General features: G+C 64.2%; 21 protein-coding genes. 14 read left to right on the forward strand and 7 right to left on the reverse strand.

The genetic code is table 11. From position 1 onward, the window contains the following. Positions 1 to 2: 2 nt before the first annotated feature. The 4 genes from HKX24_RS12790 to HKX24_RS12805 are packed head-to-tail and all read right to left on the reverse strand — an operon-like array spanning position 3 to position 2,948. Positions 3 to 719, reverse strand: a complete 717-nt coding sequence (locus HKX24_RS12790) for a FadR/GntR family transcriptional regulator (RefSeq protein WP_209219268.1) — start codon at positions 717 to 719, stop codon at positions 3 to 5. Between the two features lie 3 nt (positions 720 to 722). Continuing rightward, positions 723 to 1,424 (reverse strand): nickel pincer cofactor biosynthesis protein LarB, encoded by a 702-nt coding sequence (gene larB, locus HKX24_RS12795; protein ID WP_276154036.1) that lies wholly within the window; start codon positions 1,422 to 1,424, stop codon positions 723 to 725. After that, on the reverse strand, positions 1,411 to 2,196 hold the full coding sequence (locus HKX24_RS12800) for an adenine nucleotide alpha hydrolase (protein WP_271693987.1): 786 nt from the start codon (positions 2,194 to 2,196) through the stop codon (positions 1,411 to 1,413). Before HKX24_RS12800 ends, larB begins: the two co-directional genes overlap by 14 nt. Continuing rightward, positions 2,193 to 2,948, reverse strand: coding sequence for an FCD domain-containing protein (locus tag HKX24_RS12805; protein ID WP_073037919.1), 756 nt, complete (start codon positions 2,946 to 2,948; stop codon positions 2,193 to 2,195). The genes HKX24_RS12800 and HKX24_RS12805 overlap by 4 nt, the downstream gene beginning before the upstream one ends. A 252-nt stretch (positions 2,949 to 3,200) precedes the next feature. On the opposite strand from HKX24_RS12805, the gene HKX24_RS12810 reads away from it, so the two are divergent. From HKX24_RS12810 to HKX24_RS12825, 4 genes are all read left to right on the forward strand, one after another. After that, entirely contained in the window at positions 3,201 to 4,160 is a 960-nt protein-coding gene (locus tag HKX24_RS12810; protein WP_271693986.1) for a TAXI family TRAP transporter solute-binding subunit, read from the forward strand. 134 nt (positions 4,161 to 4,294) lie between these two features. Next, positions 4,295 to 6,169: a TRAP transporter permease gene (locus HKX24_RS12815; RefSeq protein ID WP_271693985.1), complete on the forward strand. Its 1,875-nt coding sequence runs from the start codon at positions 4,295 to 4,297 to the stop codon at positions 6,167 to 6,169. 31 nt (positions 6,170 to 6,200) lie between these two features. Next, positions 6,201 to 7,907: a thiamine pyrophosphate-binding protein gene (locus tag HKX24_RS12820; RefSeq protein ID WP_271693984.1), complete on the forward strand. Its 1,707-nt coding sequence runs from the start codon at positions 6,201 to 6,203 to the stop codon at positions 7,905 to 7,907. A gap of 12 nt (positions 7,908 to 7,919) precedes the next feature. Next, complete coding sequence (locus tag HKX24_RS12825) at positions 7,920 to 9,368, forward strand: FAD-binding oxidoreductase (RefSeq protein ID WP_271693983.1); 1,449 nt, start codon at positions 7,920 to 7,922, stop codon at positions 9,366 to 9,368. A 4-nt stretch (positions 9,369 to 9,372) separates the two neighbouring features. Here the strand turns inward: HKX24_RS12825 and HKX24_RS12830 are convergent, their stop codons facing one another. Further along, positions 9,373 to 10,119 (reverse strand): SDR family oxidoreductase, encoded by a 747-nt coding sequence (locus HKX24_RS12830; protein ID WP_271693982.1) that lies wholly within the window; start codon positions 10,117 to 10,119, stop codon positions 9,373 to 9,375. A 177-nt stretch (positions 10,120 to 10,296) separates the two neighbouring features. On the opposite strand from HKX24_RS12830, the gene HKX24_RS12835 reads away from it, so the two are divergent. The 10 genes from HKX24_RS12835 to ureG all read left to right on the forward strand — a co-directional run bounded on the left by HKX24_RS12835 (position 10,297) and on the right by ureG (position 17,283). Further along, positions 10,297 to 10,908, forward strand: a complete 612-nt coding sequence (locus HKX24_RS12835) for a TetR/AcrR family transcriptional regulator (RefSeq protein ID WP_209219259.1) — start codon at positions 10,297 to 10,299, stop codon at positions 10,906 to 10,908. 11 nt (positions 10,909 to 10,919) lie between these two features. Continuing rightward, a complete protein-coding gene (locus HKX24_RS12840) occupies positions 10,920 to 11,900 on the forward strand; it encodes a zinc-binding dehydrogenase (protein WP_271693981.1) in 981 nt (326 codons plus the stop codon). Between the two features lie 278 nt (positions 11,901 to 12,178). Continuing rightward, positions 12,179 to 12,949 (forward strand): urease accessory protein UreD, encoded by a 771-nt coding sequence (locus HKX24_RS12845; RefSeq protein WP_271694047.1) that lies wholly within the window; start codon positions 12,179 to 12,181, stop codon positions 12,947 to 12,949. 1 nt (position 12,950) lies between these two features. Continuing rightward, a complete protein-coding gene (locus tag HKX24_RS12850) occupies positions 12,951 to 13,253 on the forward strand; it encodes an urease subunit gamma (protein ID WP_067263701.1) in 303 nt (100 codons plus the stop codon). Positions 13,254 to 13,261: 8 nt separating this feature from the next. Beyond that, positions 13,262 to 13,459 carry a hypothetical protein gene (locus HKX24_RS12855; protein WP_073037937.1) on the forward strand — a complete coding sequence of 66 codons (198 nt, stop codon included), beginning with the start codon at positions 13,262 to 13,264 and terminating at the stop codon, positions 13,457 to 13,459. Beyond that, positions 13,456 to 13,761 (forward strand): urease subunit beta, encoded by a 306-nt coding sequence (locus HKX24_RS12860; protein WP_067263695.1) that lies wholly within the window; start codon positions 13,456 to 13,458, stop codon positions 13,759 to 13,761. Before HKX24_RS12855 ends, HKX24_RS12860 begins: the two co-directional genes overlap by 4 nt. Continuing rightward, complete coding sequence (gene ureC / locus HKX24_RS12865) at positions 13,761 to 15,485, forward strand: urease subunit alpha (protein ID WP_271693980.1); 1,725 nt, start codon at positions 13,761 to 13,763, stop codon at positions 15,483 to 15,485. Before HKX24_RS12860 ends, ureC begins: the two co-directional genes overlap by 1 nt. A gap of 10 nt (positions 15,486 to 15,495) precedes the next feature. After that, positions 15,496 to 16,002, forward strand: coding sequence for an urease accessory protein UreE (gene ureE / locus HKX24_RS12870; protein ID WP_271693979.1), 507 nt, complete (start codon positions 15,496 to 15,498; stop codon positions 16,000 to 16,002). Continuing rightward, positions 15,995 to 16,642 carry an urease accessory protein UreF gene (locus tag HKX24_RS12875; protein ID WP_271694046.1) on the forward strand — a complete coding sequence of 216 codons (648 nt, stop codon included), beginning with the start codon at positions 15,995 to 15,997 and terminating at the stop codon, positions 16,640 to 16,642. Before ureE ends, HKX24_RS12875 begins: the two co-directional genes overlap by 8 nt. Beyond that, complete coding sequence (gene ureG, locus HKX24_RS12880; RefSeq protein ID WP_271693978.1) at positions 16,639 to 17,283, forward strand: urease accessory protein UreG; 645 nt, start codon at positions 16,639 to 16,641, stop codon at positions 17,281 to 17,283. Before HKX24_RS12875 ends, ureG begins: the two co-directional genes overlap by 4 nt. Here ureG and HKX24_RS12885 read toward each other — a convergent pair. Together HKX24_RS12885 and HKX24_RS12890 are read right to left on the reverse strand one after the other, a co-directional pair. Next, positions 17,280 to 18,308 carry a P1 family peptidase gene (locus HKX24_RS12885; protein ID WP_271693977.1) on the reverse strand — a complete coding sequence of 343 codons (1,029 nt, stop codon included), beginning with the start codon at positions 18,306 to 18,308 and terminating at the stop codon, positions 17,280 to 17,282. The two genes, ureG and HKX24_RS12885, sit on opposite strands and share 4 nt — an antisense overlap. A gap of 33 nt (positions 18,309 to 18,341) precedes the next feature. Continuing rightward, positions 18,342 to 19,517: a nucleotide sugar dehydrogenase gene (locus HKX24_RS12890; protein WP_271693976.1), complete on the reverse strand. Its 1,176-nt coding sequence runs from the start codon at positions 19,515 to 19,517 to the stop codon at positions 18,342 to 18,344. Positions 19,518 to 19,688: the final 171 nt, after the last annotated feature.

The following is a 19,688-nucleotide window of genomic DNA, read 5'->3' on the forward strand; positions in this document are numbered from 1 at the left end:
GGTCATGCGATACCGGCGTGGTCGGTGATCCGGGCCCGCGCCTGCAAAAGGTGATAGGCCATCGACACGCCTGCGACTTCGCTGTCGCCCGCGCGGATCGCTTCGAGAATTTCCCGATGTTCGCTGATCACCACGTCGATCCGCGCCTGAGATCCTTGGCGGGTCAGCTTTTGCGCCACGTCGATCCCCTGTTCGATCGAACCGCGGGCGCAATCGAGCATCTGCACGAAGACCTCATTGCCCGATGCCGCCGCGATGGCGCGGTGGAATTGGTAATCGGCGTCAAAGGACGGATCGCGCGCCTGCATCGATGCCTCTAGCGTCTGCAGGGCTGCCTCGATCCGGGCGATATCCTTGGGGCTAGCACGCTGCGCGGCCATGCGGGCGGTGGCTTTCTCGATCGTGATCCGCGCTTCCATCGCGCGCATCAGCCCGGCGACGGAACCCGCCGTGGCATATTCGATCAGCTTTTCCGAAGGCCGCCGCCGCACGAAGGTGCCCACGCCGCGCCGCGCTTCGACCAGACCGTCCTCTTGCAGCTTGCGCAGCGCCTCACGCACCACGGGGCGCGACACGCCAAAGGCGGTGGCGATCTGGTTTTCCGAAGGCAGCTTTTCCCCCTGCACCAGCTTGTTCGACACGATCTGCTCAAGAACCTGCCCGTAGAGCTGGTCGGCCAAGGTCTGGCGTTTCTTGATCTTCAGTTTCGGTGCTGTCACCGGCTACCCTCCCGCCGCGGCGCGGCGCATCATATTGGCCAGCCGCAGCGCCGATGTTGCAGCCCCATAGCCGTTGTCGATGTTCACCACCGTCACCCCCGGCGCGCAGCTGGCGAGTACCGAATCAAGCGCGACCCTCCCGCCGCGGGCGACACCATAGCCCACCGAGGTCGGCACACCAATGACCACCCCCGGCACCAGCCCGGCCACGACCGAGGGCAGCGCCGCGTCCATCCCGGCAAAGACGATCACCACATCCATATCGCGCAGCAACTCTTCCCGCGCGAGCAGACGCCACAGCCCGGCGACGCCCACGTCCGAAACCTCGGTCGCCGCCATTCCGCCATAGGCCAGCGTGCGCCGCGCCTCGGCCATGGAGGCATAATCAGAGGTGCCCGCACTGACGAGAGCGATGCGCGGGGTGCTGGCCAAAGGCCCGATCTCTCCCAAAATGGCGGTGCGCGAGGCGGTGCAGTAATCGACCCGTTGCGCCGCGTCGGCGGGCAGCGCGGCGAACTGCTCTGCCGTCAGCCGGGTCAGCAACAGCCGCCGCTCCTCTGCCGCCGCATCGCCGATGATGGCGGCGATCTGCGCCACAGATTTATGCTCGCAAAGCACGGCCTCTTCGATGCCGATACGCCCCCCGCGGCCCCGGTCAAAGGTCACGTCTGGATGCCCCTCGGGGCCGGTCTTAGTGATGGACAAATGCACTTCCTTTTGAATAGGCCCGCAGATCGACCGCGCGCCCGTCATCCGTGGCCCGCCGAACCTGCGTCAATATCGCTGCACGTTTCTGGGCGGAGAGGTCTTCATAGACAAGCGCATCAAGCTCGACCACCCAGCCCCCGCGCAGGCGTCGGCAGCGCAGGGTGATATTGCCCATGACCTCACGCAACAGGGTCTCTACCCGGTCAATTACCACCAGATCCGCAGGTTCCACACGCAGACCGGTCTCGATCCGGCTGGCCAAACAGGGGGCGGCTGGCAGTTCCGCCAGATCCCCCAGCCCGAGCGCGCGGGCCAAGGCGCGCACATCCGACTTGGACATCTGCGCCTCAACGAAAGGGTGCAGCACGCCGTGCTCCGCCGCCGCTTGCAGGCCGGGGCGGTAGTCCGACAGATCATCGGTATTGGTGCCCGCCGCCACCAGCGGCCCCATGCGCGCCAAAGTGCCATAGAGGTTCGACTTGCAGAAATAACAGCGATTGACCGGGTTGGCCCGATAGGCGGGATCGGCGAACTCACCCGCGTCGACCAACCTCAACGGCAGGTCCCAAGCGGCGGCGAAATCCTTCACCCGCGCGGTCGCCGCCGCTGGAACGGCGGGTGAGACTGCATGGCAGAGCGTCACGCCCGCCGCGCCGCGCACCTTGGCCGCGGCGGCCGAGAGCGTCAGGCTGTCGATCCCCCCGCTGAGCGCGATGGTCAGGGAGCTGGGCCGCGCAAGGGCGGCATGGAGGGCGGCAGGAACGGTCACTCTGCCAGCCCGTCCTCGGTCTTGAGCTGTGCCAAAAGCCGCCCGCTCGACATCTGGAGGTGGTCGCGCATCCGCTGGCGGGCGCGTTCCGCGTCACCCTCGGCGATAGAGGCGGCGATGTCGTAGTGCTCTTGTATCGCATCCCGGCTTTCGCCACCGCGTTTCAACGCTTGCAGCCGCCCGGCCAACATGGTCTCGCGCAGACTGGCGACAAGGTAGTTGAACAGGCTGAGGTAATAGCTGTTCCCCGTCGCCTCGCACACCGCGCGGTGAAAATCGAGGTCGGCAGTGACCCCTGCCGCCACTGCCGGGCCGCCGATCTTGTTGCTTTGGTCATAGGCGGCGGCGGCACGCTCAATCTCCGCGCGGGCCTCGGGGGTGGCGCGGGCGGCGGCGATGGCAGCGGCTTCGATCTCAAGCCCCATGCGCAGCTCTAGGATCTGTTCGAGCTTGCGCTGGCTTTCCATGTCACGTTCAGGGATAGCAAAGCCCTGGCGGGGCCGGTCGCTGGCGACAAAGGCCCCCCGGCCCTGACGGCTCGACAACATGCCTTCGGCCTTGAGGCGCGACACCGCTTCGCGGATCACCGTGCGGCTCACATCGAAATCGCTGGCCAATGTGGTTTCGGAGGGCAGCACATCGCCCACGTTCCACACACCGTTCACCACGTTGTGGCGCAGTACCTCGGTCACCTGATCGCTTAGCGTGGCACCATCGACGAGGGGCGCGGTCGCCTGAAGATTTGCAGCCATAATAACAACTTCCTTTCGCCGATTGGACCACCTGTATGACAAGCTGTCAATAACCAGAAGGTAGGCCCTACCGCAACGTTACAAGCAGAATACAACATTACAAGTAAGATGAAATACCCGTAAATTTGTATTTTTAATTGACAGGCTAAAGATTCCCCCGCAGTCTGCGGATCACGGCAAGAGGATGTCAGGGGGAGCCCGGAACCCATCCAGTAGCTGCCGACACACAGTCAAAACTCGGGAGGAGTTTCTATGTCACCCATCTTCAAATCGATCCGTCGCACCACAGCGGCCACCATCCTTTTCGCCGTCGCAGGCGCCGCCGCCCATGCGCAGAGCTTTGTCATGGCGACCGGCCAGCAGGGCGGGTCGTGGTATCCCGTGGGCGGCGCGATCAAGGCGATTGTGGAGCGTGAGAACCCCGACATGGACATCACTGTCACGCCGGGCGCAGGCGTGTCGAATGTGGTCGGCGTGGATGCGGGCCGCTTCGGCATCGCCTTCGCCAACTCGATCTCGACCGTAGACAGCCTTTCGGGCAAAGAGCCGTTCCGCAAGGCCACGACCAATGTCTGCAACCTTGGCATCCTTTATCCGCAGTATTTCCAGATCGTCGCGCTTGAAGATTCCGGCATCAAGACCATCGCCGACATGAAGGGCAAACGCCTGACCACACAGCAGCTTGGCAACACCGGCGAGTTCCTGACGCGTGAGCTTTTGTCGACTGCCGACATGACGTTCGATGATCTCGACAGCGTCGCCAATACGTCCTATTCCGACTCCGCTTCGCAGATGAAAGACGGTCAGGCCGATTTCTTCACACTGGGGTCGTCGCTGCCGACAGGCTCGGTGATGGATCTGGCATCCTCGCGCAAGATCCGCCTGATCGACGTGGATGAAGAGACCTTTGCCCACTTCAAAGAAAAAAACGCCGCCTTCCAGCGCCGCAAAGTCAAGGCGGGCGCCTACCCCGGTTTCGATGAGACCGTGTACGCGATCAGCTATGACACCCATATGGTCGCGCCCTGCGACTATGACGCTGAGATCGTCAAATCCGTGCTCGGCGCGATTGCCGATAACAACGACAGCTTTGCCGCGATCAGCAAGTCCATGGCGAACCTGACGGTAGAGGAAATGGCCACCGACATCGGCGTGCCCTTCCACCCCGCCGCGAAAGAGTTCTACGCAGAGCGTGGCGTCTCGGGGATGTAATCCACCCCTGACGAGAAACGGGTCGGCCGGAGCCCTGCGCTCCGCCCGGCCCACATCCCCATAGGCCCCGCCGCCCGCGCATCACCCGCGCCGCCGCGCGAGGGCTGCCTTCCACTCTAGACGCGAGAACCCCCATGCAACTGTCGATCCTTCTGGATAAGATGCCCCTGATTACCCGCATAGCAAGGCTGATCCTGGTCGGTATGGCTGTGTGGCATCTCTACGTCGCCTTCGTCGGCCCGCCCAACCCCTATATCATGCGCGGCGTGCACGTCGCTTTGGCGCTTTTGCTGATCTTCCTGACCGTCAACCGCAAGGGGCTGCGCAATGATGTGCCGCGCTGGTATGACGTGGTGCTTGGGCTGATCGCCTTGGGCGCGGCGCTCTATCCGTCCTTCAACCTCAACTACATCACGCAGCGCTTTCTCTACGTCGATCCGCTGATGCCGATGGACATCGTGGTGGGGATCACGCTGGTCGTCCTGTTACTTGAGGCCACGCGCCGGATGCTGGGGCCGATGCTGCCGATCACGGCGCTGCTGTTCCTCGGCTACGGCCTCGCCTTCACCTCAACCCTGCCGTCGGTGATCCTTGAGCAGTTGTTCATGACGCCCGAAGGCATCTTCGGCATCCCGATCGCGGTTTCCGCGACCTATATGGTGCTTTTCATCCTCTTCGGTTCCTTGGTCGAGCGGATGGGCGTGGGCCAACTCTTCATGGATTTCGCCGTGGCGCTTACCGGGCGGCAAGTCGGCGGTCCGGCCAAGGTGGCCTGTGTGACCTCGGGCCTCTTCGGGTCGGTGTCCGGCTCTGCCGTGGCCAATGTGATGACGACCGGCACCTTCTCTATCCCGCTGATGAAACGCATGGGGTTTAAACCCGCCTTCTCCGGCGCGGTCGAAGCCGTGGCCTCGACCGGGGGGCAGATCATGCCGCCCGTCATGGGGGCTGCGGCCTTCGTCATGGCGGAATACCTCGGCGTCGGATACCTCACGGTTGCGAAATACGCGCTGGCGCCCGCGATCCTGTTCTATGTGGCCCTCTTCGCTGCGGTCCACTTCGAGGCCAAGCGCAAGGGCATCGGTTCGGTCCCGAAAGAGGATCAAGTGCCGCTGAAAACCGTCCTTGTCGAGCGGGGCCACCTGTTCTTGCCGCTGGCGATCATCGTGGGCGTGCTGATGCTGGGCTATTCGGCCCCCTATGCGGCGCTTTGCGGTATCGTCTCGGTCGTGCCCGTGGCGGCGCTGCGCAAGACGACACGGCATTACGTCACCGTCGACAACATCCTCGAAGCACTCGAAGGCGGCGCGCGCAACGTGCTGGCGATTGCCGCAGCCTGTGCCTGTGCGGGCATCGTCGTCGGCGTGATCGACATCACCGGCCTTGGCCTGACCTTCTCGAACTTCGTGATCGAAGCGGCCCAAGACACGCTGGTCATCGCGCTCTTCCTGTCGATGATCGCGGGCATCATCCTTGGCATGGGGATGCCGACCACTCCGGCCTATATCGTGCAGGTCGCCCTGCTGGTGCCAGCGCTGGTGAAACTGGGCGTGCAGGTCGAAGCGGCACATCTCTTCGTGTTCTACTTCGCGATCCTGTCGGCCATCACCCCCCCCGTCGCCATGGCTGTCTATGCGGCCAACACCCTGTCCCACGCCAAGATCGTCGAGGCGAGCTGGGCCGCGGTGAAACTCGGGGCCACCGGCTTTATCGTGCCCTTCATGTTCGTCTATGAACCGGCGATCCTGATGCAGGGCTCGGCCACTCAGATCACCTTGGTCCTGTTGCAGGCCACTATTGGCGTCATCCTGCTGGCCGCCGCCCTGCAACGCTACTACTTTGGCCAACTGTCGAATGTGCTGTCGGTGGTGCTTTTCGCGGCGTCGCTCTTGCTGATCTATCCCGATCTGCGGCTCACCGCCTCGGGGCTGGTCATCGCGGGCGTTATCCTGGCCTTCCAGAAGGCCAGGAACCCCAGCCCGAAAAGCCAAGCGGCCACACATACTTAAATCTCAGAACGAACGAAACGGAGCCTTCTCCATGCTGCAAAAAACATCCCTCAAGGCGCGGACCGGCGGACAGGTCCTTGTGGATCAGCTTTTGATCCACGGCGCCGACACCGCCTATTGCGTGCCCGGCGAAAGCTACCTTGAGGTGCTGGACGCGCTGCATGACGTGCAGGACCGTTTCAACCTGATCAACGCGCGGCACGAAGCCGGGGCCGCGAATATGGCCGAGACCTATGGCAAGCTCACCGGCAAGCCCGGCATCTGCATGGTCACCCGCGGCCCCGGCGCCTGCCACGCGGCCATCGGGGTGCATATCGCGCAGCAAGACAGCACGCCGATGATCCTGCTCGTGGGCCAAATCGCGCGGGACACGACCGACCGCGAAGCCTTCCAGGAGGTCGATTACCGCGCCATGTTCGGCCCCATCGCCAAATGGGCCACCCAGATCGATGACCCGGCGCGGGTGCCGGAATATATGGCCCGCGCCTTCCGCGTGGCGACCTCGGGCCGCCCCGGCCCGGTGGTGATCTCCCTGCCCGAAGACATGCTGACCGAGGTGGTTTCCGTGGCCGATGCGCGGCCCTATACGGCCACCCATGCCGGCCTGTCGCCCGATAGCCTCGATATGCTCAAGACCGAGATCGCGCAGGCCGAACGGCCCCTGCTGCTGCTCGGCGGCTCCGGCTGGTCGGATGAGAGTGCGGCGGCCATCACCCGCTTTGCCGAAGCCAACAAGATCCCCGTCACCACCTCTTTCCGGCGGCAGGACATCGTGAACAACCTCTCGCCGGTCTATGCAGGCGATTTCGGCACCTCTACCGCGCCCAGCCTCTACGCACATCAACGTGAGGCGGATTTGCTCATCGTGATCGGTGCGCGTTTGGGTGAGATGACGACCAAGACCTATACCACCATGCAATCGCCCAACCCCGAGACCCGTCTGGTGCATCTCTATCCGGAGGCGGATGAGATTGGCCGCGTCTATTCGCCGGATTTAGGCATCGCGGCGGCGCCCGTCGCTGTGGCCGCTGCCTTGGACGGCGTCGATCTGGGCCGGGCAGAGGCATGGGGCGATTGGTGCGACAAGATGCATGCCGATTACCTCACCGATACCGAAGCGCCCAATGGCGGGGAATGGGACCTCGACATGGGGGTGGCCCTTGCGCAACTGCGCGATGAGCTGCCCGACGATGTGGTGGTCACGCTCGACGCGGGCAACCACACTGGCTGGGCGCAGCGGTTCCTCCGCTTTGGCCGTCCGGGCCGGATCGTCGGCTCCACCTGTGGCGCGATGGGCTATTCCGTGCCCGCCGCCGTCGCAGCCTCGATCGCAGACCCTGAACGGCTGACGCTCTCCTTCGTCGGCGACGGTGGCTTTATGATGAGCGGCAATGAACTCGCCACCGCCGCGCAATATGGCGGGCGGCCCATCGTGCTGCTGTTCAACAACGGCATCTACGGCACCATCCGCATGCATCAGGAACGCGACCACCCCGAACGGATCTCGGGCACCACCTTGCAGAACCAAGACTTCGTAAAGATGGCCGAAGGACTGGGCGCCCATGCCGAACGGGTGACCAAGACCGAGGATTTCGCCGCCGCCTTCACCCGCGCCCGCGAGAGTGGCCGTCCGGCGCTGATCGAACTGGTGACCGACCCCGAGCAGATCTCGACCCGCACCACGATCAGCAAACTGCGCGCGGCGGCCCAGAAAAAAGTCGACGCCGACCAGCGCTGAAGGATGACCCAGATGACGACCCTGACCGCGCCGCGCCGCGCAGATGATACGGACGCGCAAGACCACGCCGCCTTGCTTGATGCGCTGCGCGATGCCATCGGCCCTGCCCATGTGGTGACCGACGCCAAGGATTTCGACGCGCGGCTGATCGAAGACCGCGGGCTGCGGCGCGGCACAGCGCTGGCGCTGATCCGCCCCGGCTCAACCGAAGAGGCCGCCGCCTGCATGCGTCTGTGCCACGCAGCGCAGGTGCCGGTCACACCGCAGGGCGGCAACACCGGCCTTGCGGGGGGCGGTGTGCCGGATGGCGGCATTATCCTCACGACCGACCGGCTGAACCGCGTCCGCGCGGTCGATCCGACCAATGCGACGATGACGGTCGAGGCGGGCTGCATCCTTGCCAATATCCAAGCGGCGGCGGATGAGGTCGACGCGCTCTTTCCGCTCTCGCTCGCTTCCGAAGGGTCCTGCCAGATCGGCGGCAACCTTTCGACCAACGCGGGCGGGACGGCGGTGCTGCGCTATGGCAATACCCGCGACCTCGTGCTGGGGATCGAAGCGGTGCTGCCCGATGGACGGGTGCTGAATGACCTGAACGGCCTACGGAAAAACAACACCGGCTTTGACCTCAAACACCTGTTCATCGGCGCCGAAGGCACGCTTGGCATCATCACGGCGGCGGTAATCAAGCTTTTCCCCAAACCCACCGCCCGCGCCACCGCACTGGTGGCCTGCACCGGCCCAGACCCGGCGCTCGCGCTCTATGCGCGGATGCGCGGCCAGACCGCCGACACGCTTTCAACATTCGAGTATATCGACCGGCTGGGCCTGCAAATGGTGATCGACCACGCGCCCGGCTGTAGCGATCCGATGGCCGAGGCGCATCCCGCCTATTGCCTGATCGAACTCACCGGCAATGGCGCGCAGACAGACCTCGACGCCCGGCTGGAAACCGCATTGGAAGCGGCTTTCGAGGCGGAGGAGATCATCGACGCCGTGATCGGCGCATCGGAGACGCAGAAAGACGCGCTTTGGGCGCTGCGAGAGAACCTGTCAGAGGCGCAGAAACCCGAAGGCGCGTCGATCAAACATGACGTTTCGGTCCCGGTGTCGCGCGTGGCGGATTTCATCCGTGAGGCGACCCAAGCCTGTATGGATCACATGCCCGGCCTGCGCCCCTGCCCCTTTGGCCATTTCGGTGACGGCAACCTGCATTTCAACCTGTCGCGCCCGGTGGATATGGCGGATGCGGCGTTCCTTGCCGAATACGGGGCCTTCAACCGGATCGTGCATGATATCGTGCACCAGATGGGCGGCTCTTTCTCGGCGGAACATGGCATCGGCACCTTCAAACGCGCCGAGCTGCGCCGGTACAAGGATCCGGTCGCGCTGGAGTTGATGGCGCAGATCAAGGCCACCCTCGACCCGGGCCATTTGATGAACCCGGGCAAGGTGCTTTGACCGCTTAGCCGCGCCCCGCGAAGGGCATTTTGGTGGCCATCACGGTGACGAACATGGCGTTGGAGTCGAGTGACAGCTTCGCCATGTAGGACAGCGTTTCGGCCACATCGTTCACATCCATGCGCGGCTCGGACATGCGGCTGCCATTTGGTTGCAGAATGCCCTCCTTCATCCGCTCGGTCATCTCGCTGGCCGCATTGCCGATGTCGATCTGCCCGCAGGCAATGTCATGCGCCCGCCCGTCGAGCGACAGCGCGCGGGTCAACCCGGTGATCGCGTGTTTCGTCGCCGTATAGGGCACCGAGAGCGGGCGCGGCACATGGGCGCTGATTGAACCGTTGTTGATGATCCGCCCGCCCTTTGGGCTCTGCCGTTTCATCAGGGCAAAAGCCGCGCGGGCGCAGAGGAATGACCCGGTCAGATTGGTCGCGACGATGTCGTTCCACTCCGCCACGCTTAAGCCGTCCACCTCAACCGCCGGACCATTGCGCCCGGCATTGTTGAACAGCAGATCCAGCCGCCCAAAGGTCGTCTCCACCCGTTCGAAAAGCGCGTCGACCTCCGCCTCGACGCCCACATCGGCAGCCACGGCGATATGTCCCTGCCCATCGAGCGTCGCGCAGGCTGCGTCGATCTTATCCTGCTGCCGCCCCGTCAGCACGAGGGTGAAACCGTCCTTCGCCAAACGCTGCGCACAGGCAAGGCCCACCCCGCTTCCGGCCCCTGTTATCAGAGCAATCTTTTGATCCATCTTACCATTCCATCCCTGTCATCGCCCTGCGGGCCGTTGTGTGGAATCTAATATATATGATCGCGCAAGAATAGGTTTTTTCGCTATTTTCTGGTTTGGCGCCTCGTTCAACTTGGCTGTCTCACATTCGCGCGAGCGCACTAGACGACCGGTCTATTATTCCTTAGATGCCCCGGTATGACAGAGGCAAAGAAATCAGATCAGACGCGGCAACGCATCTTGGACATAGGGCGCAGCCTCGTGCTGCGGCACGGGTTCTCTGGCGTTGGCCTGTCGCGCATTCTGAGCGAAAGCGGCGTGCCCAAGGGCTCTTTCTACTATTACTTCGCGTCGAAAGAGGCTTTTGGCACCGCGATGCTGGCCGATTACGTCGAGGCCTATCTCGACCGTGTCGATGCGCTGATTGCGGCCCCGGGAACGGCGGGCGACAAGCTCGACAGTTTCTGGGATGCATGGCTCAGCCAATCCAGCGCCCCGGGGATCGCCAGCGCCTGTTTGGTGGTGAAACTCGGATCCGAAGTCGCCGACCTGTCGGAGACGATGCGCGAAACCCTCGATCAGGGTGTCGATGCTTTGGTCGCCCGGATTGCCCAACTGCTGCGTCAAGGCGCAGAGGATGGGACCGTTCGGGTGCTCGAAGACCCCGAGACCACAGCCCGCATGCTCTATGCGAAATGGCTCGGCGCTGCGGTGCTGGCCAAACTGGCACGCAGCGATGCGCCCCTGCGCATGGCGCGCGCTGAAACCTCTGCCCAACTCTCCCCCACCGGGGGCCAATTCCCAACCTGAAAGGAAACAGCATGTTCGCTGCCATCCACGACACATTCGGCGAGCCCGCCGAGGTTCTGACCACCCGCGAAACCAACAAGCCCGCGCCCGCCGCAGGCGAAGCGCTGCTGCGCATGGTGCTCTCGCCCATCCACAACCACGACCTTTGGACCGTGCGCGGCAACTATGGCTACAAGCCCGACCTGCCCGGCGCCATCGGCGGCTCCGAAGCGCTTGGCATCGTCGAGGCCGTGGGCGAAGGCGTTGATGAGGCGCTGATCGGCAAACGCGTCACCGCCGCTGGCTTCCACGGCGCATGGGCCGAATATTTCACCGCCCCCGCCGCGGGCCTGCTGCCCCTGCCCGAGGCAATCTCGGACGAAGCCGGCGCGCAGTTGATCGCAATGCCCTTCAGCGCCCTGTCTTTGTTGGAGACCCTCAAGGTCGGCGAAGGCGATTGGCTGATCCAAACCGCCGCCAATGGCGCGGTCGGCAAGATCATGGTCGGCCTGGCCAAGGCGCGCGGTGTCAACCTGCTGAACCTCGTCCGCCGCGAAGGCGCCGCCGAAGAGATGCGCGACACCGGCGCGGAACATGTCCTGTCCACCGAAGATGCGGATTGGCAGAGCAAGGCACGCGAGTTGATCGGCAAAGACGGTGCGGTCTCGGCAATCGACTCCGTCGGCGGCGAGCTGGGTGGCCAACTGGTCGAACTGCTGGGCAAGGACGGTGAGTTGATCGTCTTCGGTACGGCAACGGGCCAGCCGCTCTCCATGTCTTCGGGCGAATTGATCATGAAGCACATCACCGTCAAAGGCTTCTGGGGCTCGCGCGTCAGCGGCGAGATGGCGGCAGAGACGCGGGGCCGCCTGATTGGCGAATTGGTGCAACTGGCCGCGAAGGGCCAACTGCCCCTCGACACCGGCGGCATCTACCCGCTGGCCGAGGTGACCGAGGCGATGAAAGCCGCGCTCACCACGGGCCGTGGCGGCAAGGTCATGCTGCGCCCGTGATCGGGATTTGACGACAGCGGCGGCCCTCCCTCCCCGGGGCCGCCGCCCCATGCGCGGAATGCCCAAGTTTAGGACAGCCCCGCGATTTGCCGCCCATTTTTCAGGCAAACCCGCCGCGCAAGCGGCTCTGAACCGCCTTGGCGATGACTCTCCCCCCGTCTCTATGGTGATTAAAAAATCATCAGACTTTACCGGGCGGAGCGTTCCTCATTCTCATCGACAGCAGCATAAACAGCCCCCAAGCGACCCCGGTGCAGCCGCGCGCCATCGGTGCTGCGATGGTCTCGGCCAAGGCTGCGCGGGGCGGGTCGACAATCGGCGAATTGCGCCAGTCCGGCGCGATGAAGCTGCTCTTCCCCCGCCCCGACCCCGCGCTGTTGCAGGCCATCGTCATCAATACCGCAGGCGGCATCACCGGCGGCGATAGTTTTGCTCTGACGGCCCGTGCCGAAGCGCAAGCGGCGCTCAGCCTCACCACGCAGGCCGCCGAACGCGCCTATCGCGCGCAACCGGGGCAAGTGGCAGCGCTGCGCAACACCCTTACCGTCGACTCCGGCGCGACGCTGCATTGGCTGCCGCAAGAGACCATTCTCTACGACGGATGCGCTCTGCGGCGGCATCTGACGGTCGAACTGGCGCAAGACGCCTCTCTCCTGCTGGTGGAGCCGCTGGTCTTTGGCCGCGCCGCTATGGGCGAAACCCTGCGTCATGCCCATTTCCGCGACCGGATCGAGGTCAACCGCGCGGGCCAGCCGCTTTTTCACGACGCGATGACGCTCAGCGGCGATGTCACCGCCCATCTCGCGGCGCCGCACATCGCGGCGGGGGCCGGTGCCCTTGCCACGCTGATCTATGTGGCCCCCGATGCCGAAGCGCGGCTGCCCCGGCTCCGCGCCCAACTGCCCGACAGCGCCGGGGCCAGCCTCATCGGTCCTGACCTGCTGGTCGCCCGGATCCTCGCCCCAGATAGTTTCGACCTTCGCCAATCGCTCGTCCCGATCTTGGGCGCGTTGAGCGGTGACACCCTTCCCCGATCATGGATGACCTGACGTGCAACTGACCCCGCGTGAAAAAGACAAACTGCTGATCTCCATGGCCGCCGAGGTCGCCCGCAAGCGCCTTGCGCGGGGGGTCAAGCTGAACCACCCCGAGGCCATCGCCCTCATCACCGACACCGTGGTCGAGGGCGCACGGGACGGGCGCAGCGTGGCCGATATGATGCAGGCCGGTGCCCATGTCATCACCCGCGACGACTGTATGGAGGGGGTGGCCGAGATGATCCCCGAGGTGCAGGTCGAAGCCACTTTCCCCGACGGGACCAAATTGGTCACCGTGCACAACCCCATCAGATAGGATATCCCATGCCGCGTTTCGCCCCCCTTCTTGCCCTGCCGCTTATGTCGCTCGCCATGGCGGCCTTCGCCCATAGCGCGCCGCTCCCCCACAGCCACGGCGGAGAGGGTGACGGATCGCTCGCCGTCTACCTGATCGCCGCCGCGGCCTTTGCCCTCTCGGGGGGGATCCTCGTCCTGCGGCGTCTGAAGACCGCCAAAGCATGATCCCGGGAGAGATCATTCCGGCGGAGGGCCTGTTGACCCTCAATGCCGACAGCACGGCGATCACGCTGATGGTCGCCAATACCGGCGACCGCCCGGTGCAGGTCGGCAGCCACTACCATTTCGCCGAGAGCAACCCCGCGCTTGAGTTCGACCGCGCCGCCGCGCGGGGCCTGCGCCTCGACATCGCGGCGGGGACTGCGGTGCGTTTCGAGCCCGGCCAACGGCGCGAGGTCGCGCTCATCCCGATCGGCGGGGCGCGGCGGGTCTTTGGCTTTAACAGCGCGGTGATGGGAGACCTCTGATGCCTGCACAGATCAAACGCGGTGATTATGCCGCCATGTTCGGCCCCACGGTGGGCGACCGGGTGCGGCTGGCCGATACGGACCTTATTATCGAAGTCGAACGTGACCTGACCACCGGCGAGGGCCGGGCCTATGGCGAAGAGGTCAAGTTCGGCGGCGGCAAGGTGATCCGCGACGGCATGGGCCAGTCGCAGGTCACCCGCGCGGGCGGCGCCGTGGACACGGTCATCACCAATGCGCTGATCGTCGATTATACCGGCATCTACAAGGCTGATGTCGGGCTGAAAGACGGGCGCATCGCCAAGATCGGCAAAGCGGGCAACCCCGACACGCAGCCGGGGGTCGATATCATCATCGGGCCGGGGACCGAGGTGATCGCGGGCGAGGGGCGCATCCTCACCGCCGGGGGCTTTGACAGCCATATCCACTTCATCTGCCCGCAACAGATCGAAGACGCGCTGCATTCGGGGCTGACCACCATGCTCGGCGGCGGCACTGGCCCTGCACATGGCACATTGGCCACGACCTGCACACCGGGCGGCTGGCATATCGGGCGCATGATGCAGGCCGCCGATGCCTTTCCGATGAACCTTGCCTTCGCGGGGAAAGGCAACGCCTCGCAACCCGCAGCACTGGAAGAGCAGATCAACGCAGGCGCCTGCGCGCTGAAACTGCACGAGGATTGGGGCACCACTCCGGCGGCCATCGACTGCTGCCTTGGCGTGGCCGATGCGATGGACGTGCAGGTGATGATCCACACCGACACGCTGAACGAAAGCGGCTTTGTCGAACATACCGTGAAGGCCATGAAAGGCCGCACGATCCACGCCTTCCACACCGAAGGCGCGGGCGGGGGCCATGCGCCAGATATCATCAAGATCTGCGGCGAAGAGCATGTGCTGCCCTCCTCGACCAACCCCACGCGGCCCTTCACGGTCAATACTTTGGAAGAGCATCTGGATATGCTCATGGTCTGCCACCACCTCGACAAGTCGATCCCCGAGGATGTGGCCTTTGCCGAAAGCCGAATCCGGCGAGAGACCATCGCCGCCGAAGACATCCTGCATGACATGGGGGCGTTCTCGATCATCGCCTCCGACAGCCAGGCCATGGGCCGGGTCGGAGAGGTCTTGATCCGCACATGGCAGACCGCTGACAAGATGAAAAAGCAGCGCGGACGGCTGCCCGAAGAAACCTGCGACAACGACAATTTCCGCGTCCGCCGCTACATCGCGAAATACACCATTAACCCCGCCATCGCTCATGGCATCTCGACCCATATCGGCAGCATCGAAGAGGGCAAGCGCGCCGATCTGGTGCTCTGGAACCCCGCCTTTTTCGGGGTGAAGCCCGAGATGGTCTTGCTCGGCGGCAGCATCGTCTGCGCGCAGATGGGTGATCCCAACGCCTCGATCCCCACGCCGCAGCCGGTCTATTCGCGGCCCATGTTCGGCGCCTATGGCCGGGCGGTGGAGAATTCCGCCGTGGTCTTTGTCAGCGAAGCGGCAGAGGCCGCGGGGGTGGGCGGCAGCCTCGGCCTTGCCAAACAGACGCTTGCGGTGCGCAACACCCGCGAGATCGGCAAGCGCGACCTGAAGTTGAACGACGCGCTGCCCGAGGTCGAGGTGAACCCCGAAACCTATGAGGTCCGCGCGGATGGTGAATTGCTAACCTGTGAACCTGCCTCCGTCCTGCCGATGGCGCAGCGCTATTTCCTGTTTTGAAGAGACCGAGATGACCCCAATTCTTTGCCAAGAGATACGCTGCGCCGGAGCGTGGTCCGATGCCAGTGATCGGGTCGAGCTGACCTATGACGGGCGTTTTCTGCGCCGCAAGGTGCTGACCACGGCGGACGGGCTGGCGTTTCTGGTCGATCTGGCGCAGACCACCTCGCTCGACCACGGCGATGCTTTCGTGCTGGCCGACGGGCGTCTCATCGAAGTTGTGGCTGCCGACGAAGCCCTGCTGGAGGTGACCGGCCCCGACCTGCCGCGCATCGCGTGGCACATCGGCAACCGCCACACCCCCTGTCAAATCGACGCCGACCGGCTGGTCATTCAGCGCGATCATGTGATCGCCAAGATGCTCGGCCAGATCGGTGCCACCACGCGAGAGATCACCGGCCCTTTCTGCCCCGAAGGCGGTGCCTATGGCCATGGACGCACCCATGGGCATGACCACGGCCACGTTCACCACGCCGTTCACGATCACGACCACCCGCATGACCATGCGCATGGCTGACACCCTACAGGCCGACGCGCTTCTGACCTTGGTGCAGATGCTGTCGCCCTCCTACCCAGTGGGGGCCTTCGCCTATAGCCATGGGTTGGAATGGGCGGTGCAGAACGGGGATGTAACGGGGCAAGACAGCTTGGCCGACTGGCTGGGCGGCGTGTTGCGGCACGGCGCGGGACAGGCGGATGCGCTGTTTCTTGCGGCGGCTTATCGCGTGGATGACCCATCGGAGATCGACGCGCAGGCCCGCGCCTTCGCCGCCTCCGCCGAGCGGTTGAAAGAGACCGTGCTACAAGGCGAAGCCTTTTCCCGCGCCAGCGCCGCGATCTGGCAGCAGGACATGCCGCCGCTTTGCTATCCCGTGGCCGTCGGACGCGCCGCGCGGCTGCAAGGGCTGCCGCTGCGCCAAACGCTTGAGATGTTCTTGCACGCCTTTACCGCCAACCTCGCCACCGCGGGCATGCGCCTTATCCCCTTGGGGCAGACCGAGGGACAGATCGTCATTCGCGACCTTGCGCCGCTCTGTCTTGAGGTCGCCGCGGCGGCAGAGGAAGGCACGCTCGACGATCTCTCCTCCACCGCCTTTCTCAGCGACATCGCCGCGATGAAACACGAAACCCAATATTCAAGGATTTTCCGCACATGAAACGCAACAACGGCCCTTTGCGCGTCGGCATCGGCGGCCCGGTGGGCGCGGGCAAAACCACTCTGACCGCCGCGCTCAGCCGCGCGCTGCGGGATCGGCTGTCGATCGGCGTGATCACCAATGACATCTACACCCAAGAGGATGCCGAGGCGCTGATGCGCATGCAGGTGCTGCCGCAAGATCGTATCATCGGGGTCGAGACCGGCGGCTGCCCGCATACGGCAATTCGCGAGGATGCCTCGATCAACCTTGCCGCCGTGGCGGAGATGGTTTCGCGGCACCCGGATGTGGAAGTGGTCTTGATCGAAAGCGGCGGCGACAACCTGTCGGCCACCTTCAGCCCTGAACTCGCGGATGTGACGCTCTATGTGATCGACGTGGCGGCTGGGGAGGAGATCCCCCGCAAGGGCGGCCCGGCGATCACCAAATCCGACATTCTAGTCATCAACAAGACCGACCTCGCCCCTCATGTCGGCGCCTCGCTCGAGGTCATGCAGCGCGACAGCGCGCGGATGCGGCCGGACCTGCCGACGGTCTTCTGCGCGTTAAGGTCCGGCGAGGGGATCGACACGCTGCTGGCGCATCTGGCGCAGGTCGGGGGCCTCGACCTCACCACAATGGACCCGGTAAGCGCGGCTTAACCGCGATAGACCTCTGACAGCCGGTCGCGAAAGGCGGGCAGAAGGCTGCCATCATAGCCCCGGTGCGGCACCCCATGCCAAAGCGCGTTGAGGATCGCGTCCTCAACCGCTTCGACCGCGGCGATAAAGAAGGCATCCATCCGGTCTTCGTTCAACCGCTCGACGCTCTGCGTATTGGCCCCGCCGCGCGTGATGCGGTTGGCGGTCGAAAAGGCCAGCGCGATGTCGCCGCTTTGATGGCCGATGTGGCTGCCCAACCGGCAAAGGGCCGCGGCGCTGCGCCGGGCCATGCGGGTCAACTGCCGCGAGCCCATCGGCGCGTCGGTCGCCAGAATGATGATGATCGAGCCCTTGTCGGGGTCATCCCCCGGCCCCGGCGGCGGCAGCTGTTGGCCAAAAACCCGCAGCGCGCTTTGCTGGCCGAAATTCGACAAGACCAGCGCGCCAAGGTCGAACCCCGCGCCGCCCGGCAGGGTGACCCGCCGCGAAGCGGAGCCGAGACCACCAGCATAGCCGAAGGTCTTCATCCCGCTACCGGCCCCGACCGTGCCCTGCGCAAACGCTGGCCCGCAAGCCGCCATCGCCGCCTGCGCGTGATCCTCGGTCACCGCCAGCGCCTGAATGTCGTTCACCGTGCCGTCGTTGCATTCCAAAACCAGCGGGTTGACCGTGCAAAGGCCCCGCCCGATCTCCGGATTTTCTGCAATCGCCCGCCGGATCAGCGCCGTGCTACAGGGGCCGACACCAAAGGTGTTGGTCAGCAGGATCGGCGTCTCGATCTGACCCAGTTCGGCCAGTTGCATCAGGCCCGCGCTTTTGCCGAAACCGTTCAACACGGCGACGCCCGCAGGCACAGGATTGCGGAAAAGATCACCTTCATGCGGCAGAACCGCCGTCACCCCGGTGCAAAGCCCCTCCCCGCGTAGGTCTTGGCTGCCCACGCGCACCCCCGCGACATCGCAGATGGTATTTCGTGGCCCCGTGGGCAGGGTCCACCAGTTCTTGCTGTCGGTCGTATTGCGCATTTTGCCTTTAAGAGTTTGGATTACGTTGGTGCGTCAATCCGCTCCGAAAAGATCGCGGGTGAAGACCTTGTCGGGGACATCCGCCAGATCGGGGTGATTGCGGTTGGCCACGATCACATCCGCGCGCGTCTTGAACGCTTCCAGATCGCGGGTGACTTCGGAGCCGAAGAAGCGTTCCTCTTGCAGCACCGGCTCATAAACGATCACCTCGATGCCCTTGGCCTTGAGCCGCTTCATGATCCCTTGGACCGAGCTTTGCCGGAAGTTGTCCGACCCGGCCTTCATCACCAACCGGTAGATGCCCACCCGCTGAGGACTAAGCGCCAGAATCTGCTCCGAGACGAAATCCTTGCGGGTGCGGTTCGCCTCGACCACGGCGTTTATCAGGTTTTGCGGCACGTCAGAGTAATTGGCCAGCAACTGTTTGGAATCCTTGGGCAAACAGTAACCGCCATACCCAAACGACGGGTTGTTGTAATGCCCACCGATGCGCGGGTCGAGGCAGACACCGTCAATGATCTGCCGCGTGTCCAACCCATTGGTCAACGCGTAGCTGTCCAACTCATTGAAATAGGCCACCCGCATGGCAAGGAAGGTATTGGCAAAGAGCTTGACCGCCTCCGCCTCGGACGCACCGGTAAAGAGCATGGGAATGTCGTCGGCGATTGCCCCCTCGGCCAGCAGTTGCGCGAAGCGCCGGGCGCGCGGGCTGTCTTCGCCGACGACGATGCGCGAGGGGTGTAGGTTGTCGTATAGCGCGCGGCCCTCGCGCAGGAATTCCGGGCTGAAGATCACTTGGTCGCTGCTTAACTCGGCGGAGAGGCCCGCGGTATAGCCCACCGGGACGGTGGATTTGATGACGATGGTGGCCGTTTTGGTGACCGCCAAGACATCCCGCACCACCGCCTCAACACTGGAGGTGTCGAAGACATTGGTGCGTGGGTCATAGTTGGTCGGCGTAGCGATGAGCACGTAATCGGCCTCGCGATATGCCGCCTCTGCGTCGGTCGTGGCCCGGAGGGTGAGGGGCTTTTCCGCGAGATATTGCTCGATCTCCGGATCGACGATTGGCGCGCGGCGGGCATTCACCTGCGCCACCCGTTCTGCGTTCAAATCGACCGCCGTCACGTTGTTGTGCAGCGCCAGCAGCACCGCATTCGAAAGCCCGACGTAGCCGATACCGACAACGGCGATCTTGGTCTTGGACATAAGCGTGGGCCTTTCTTGCGCGGCGTGGCGTGATATTAAACTGCGGCTTTCGTTTTGAAAAGGCACCGCCCGACAGGGAGTTAGGGCGGTTTGGCGAAAGTGAAGGCCGCAGCGCGAACCTTTCGCCCGTGTCGTGCGATGTGGCAGAACCGCCGCTTGTTGCGCGTGGCC

Source organism: Sulfitobacter sp. M85, from assembly GCF_029285915.1.
Lineage (GTDB): Bacteria > Pseudomonadota > Alphaproteobacteria > Rhodobacterales > Rhodobacteraceae > Sulfitobacter > Sulfitobacter faviae.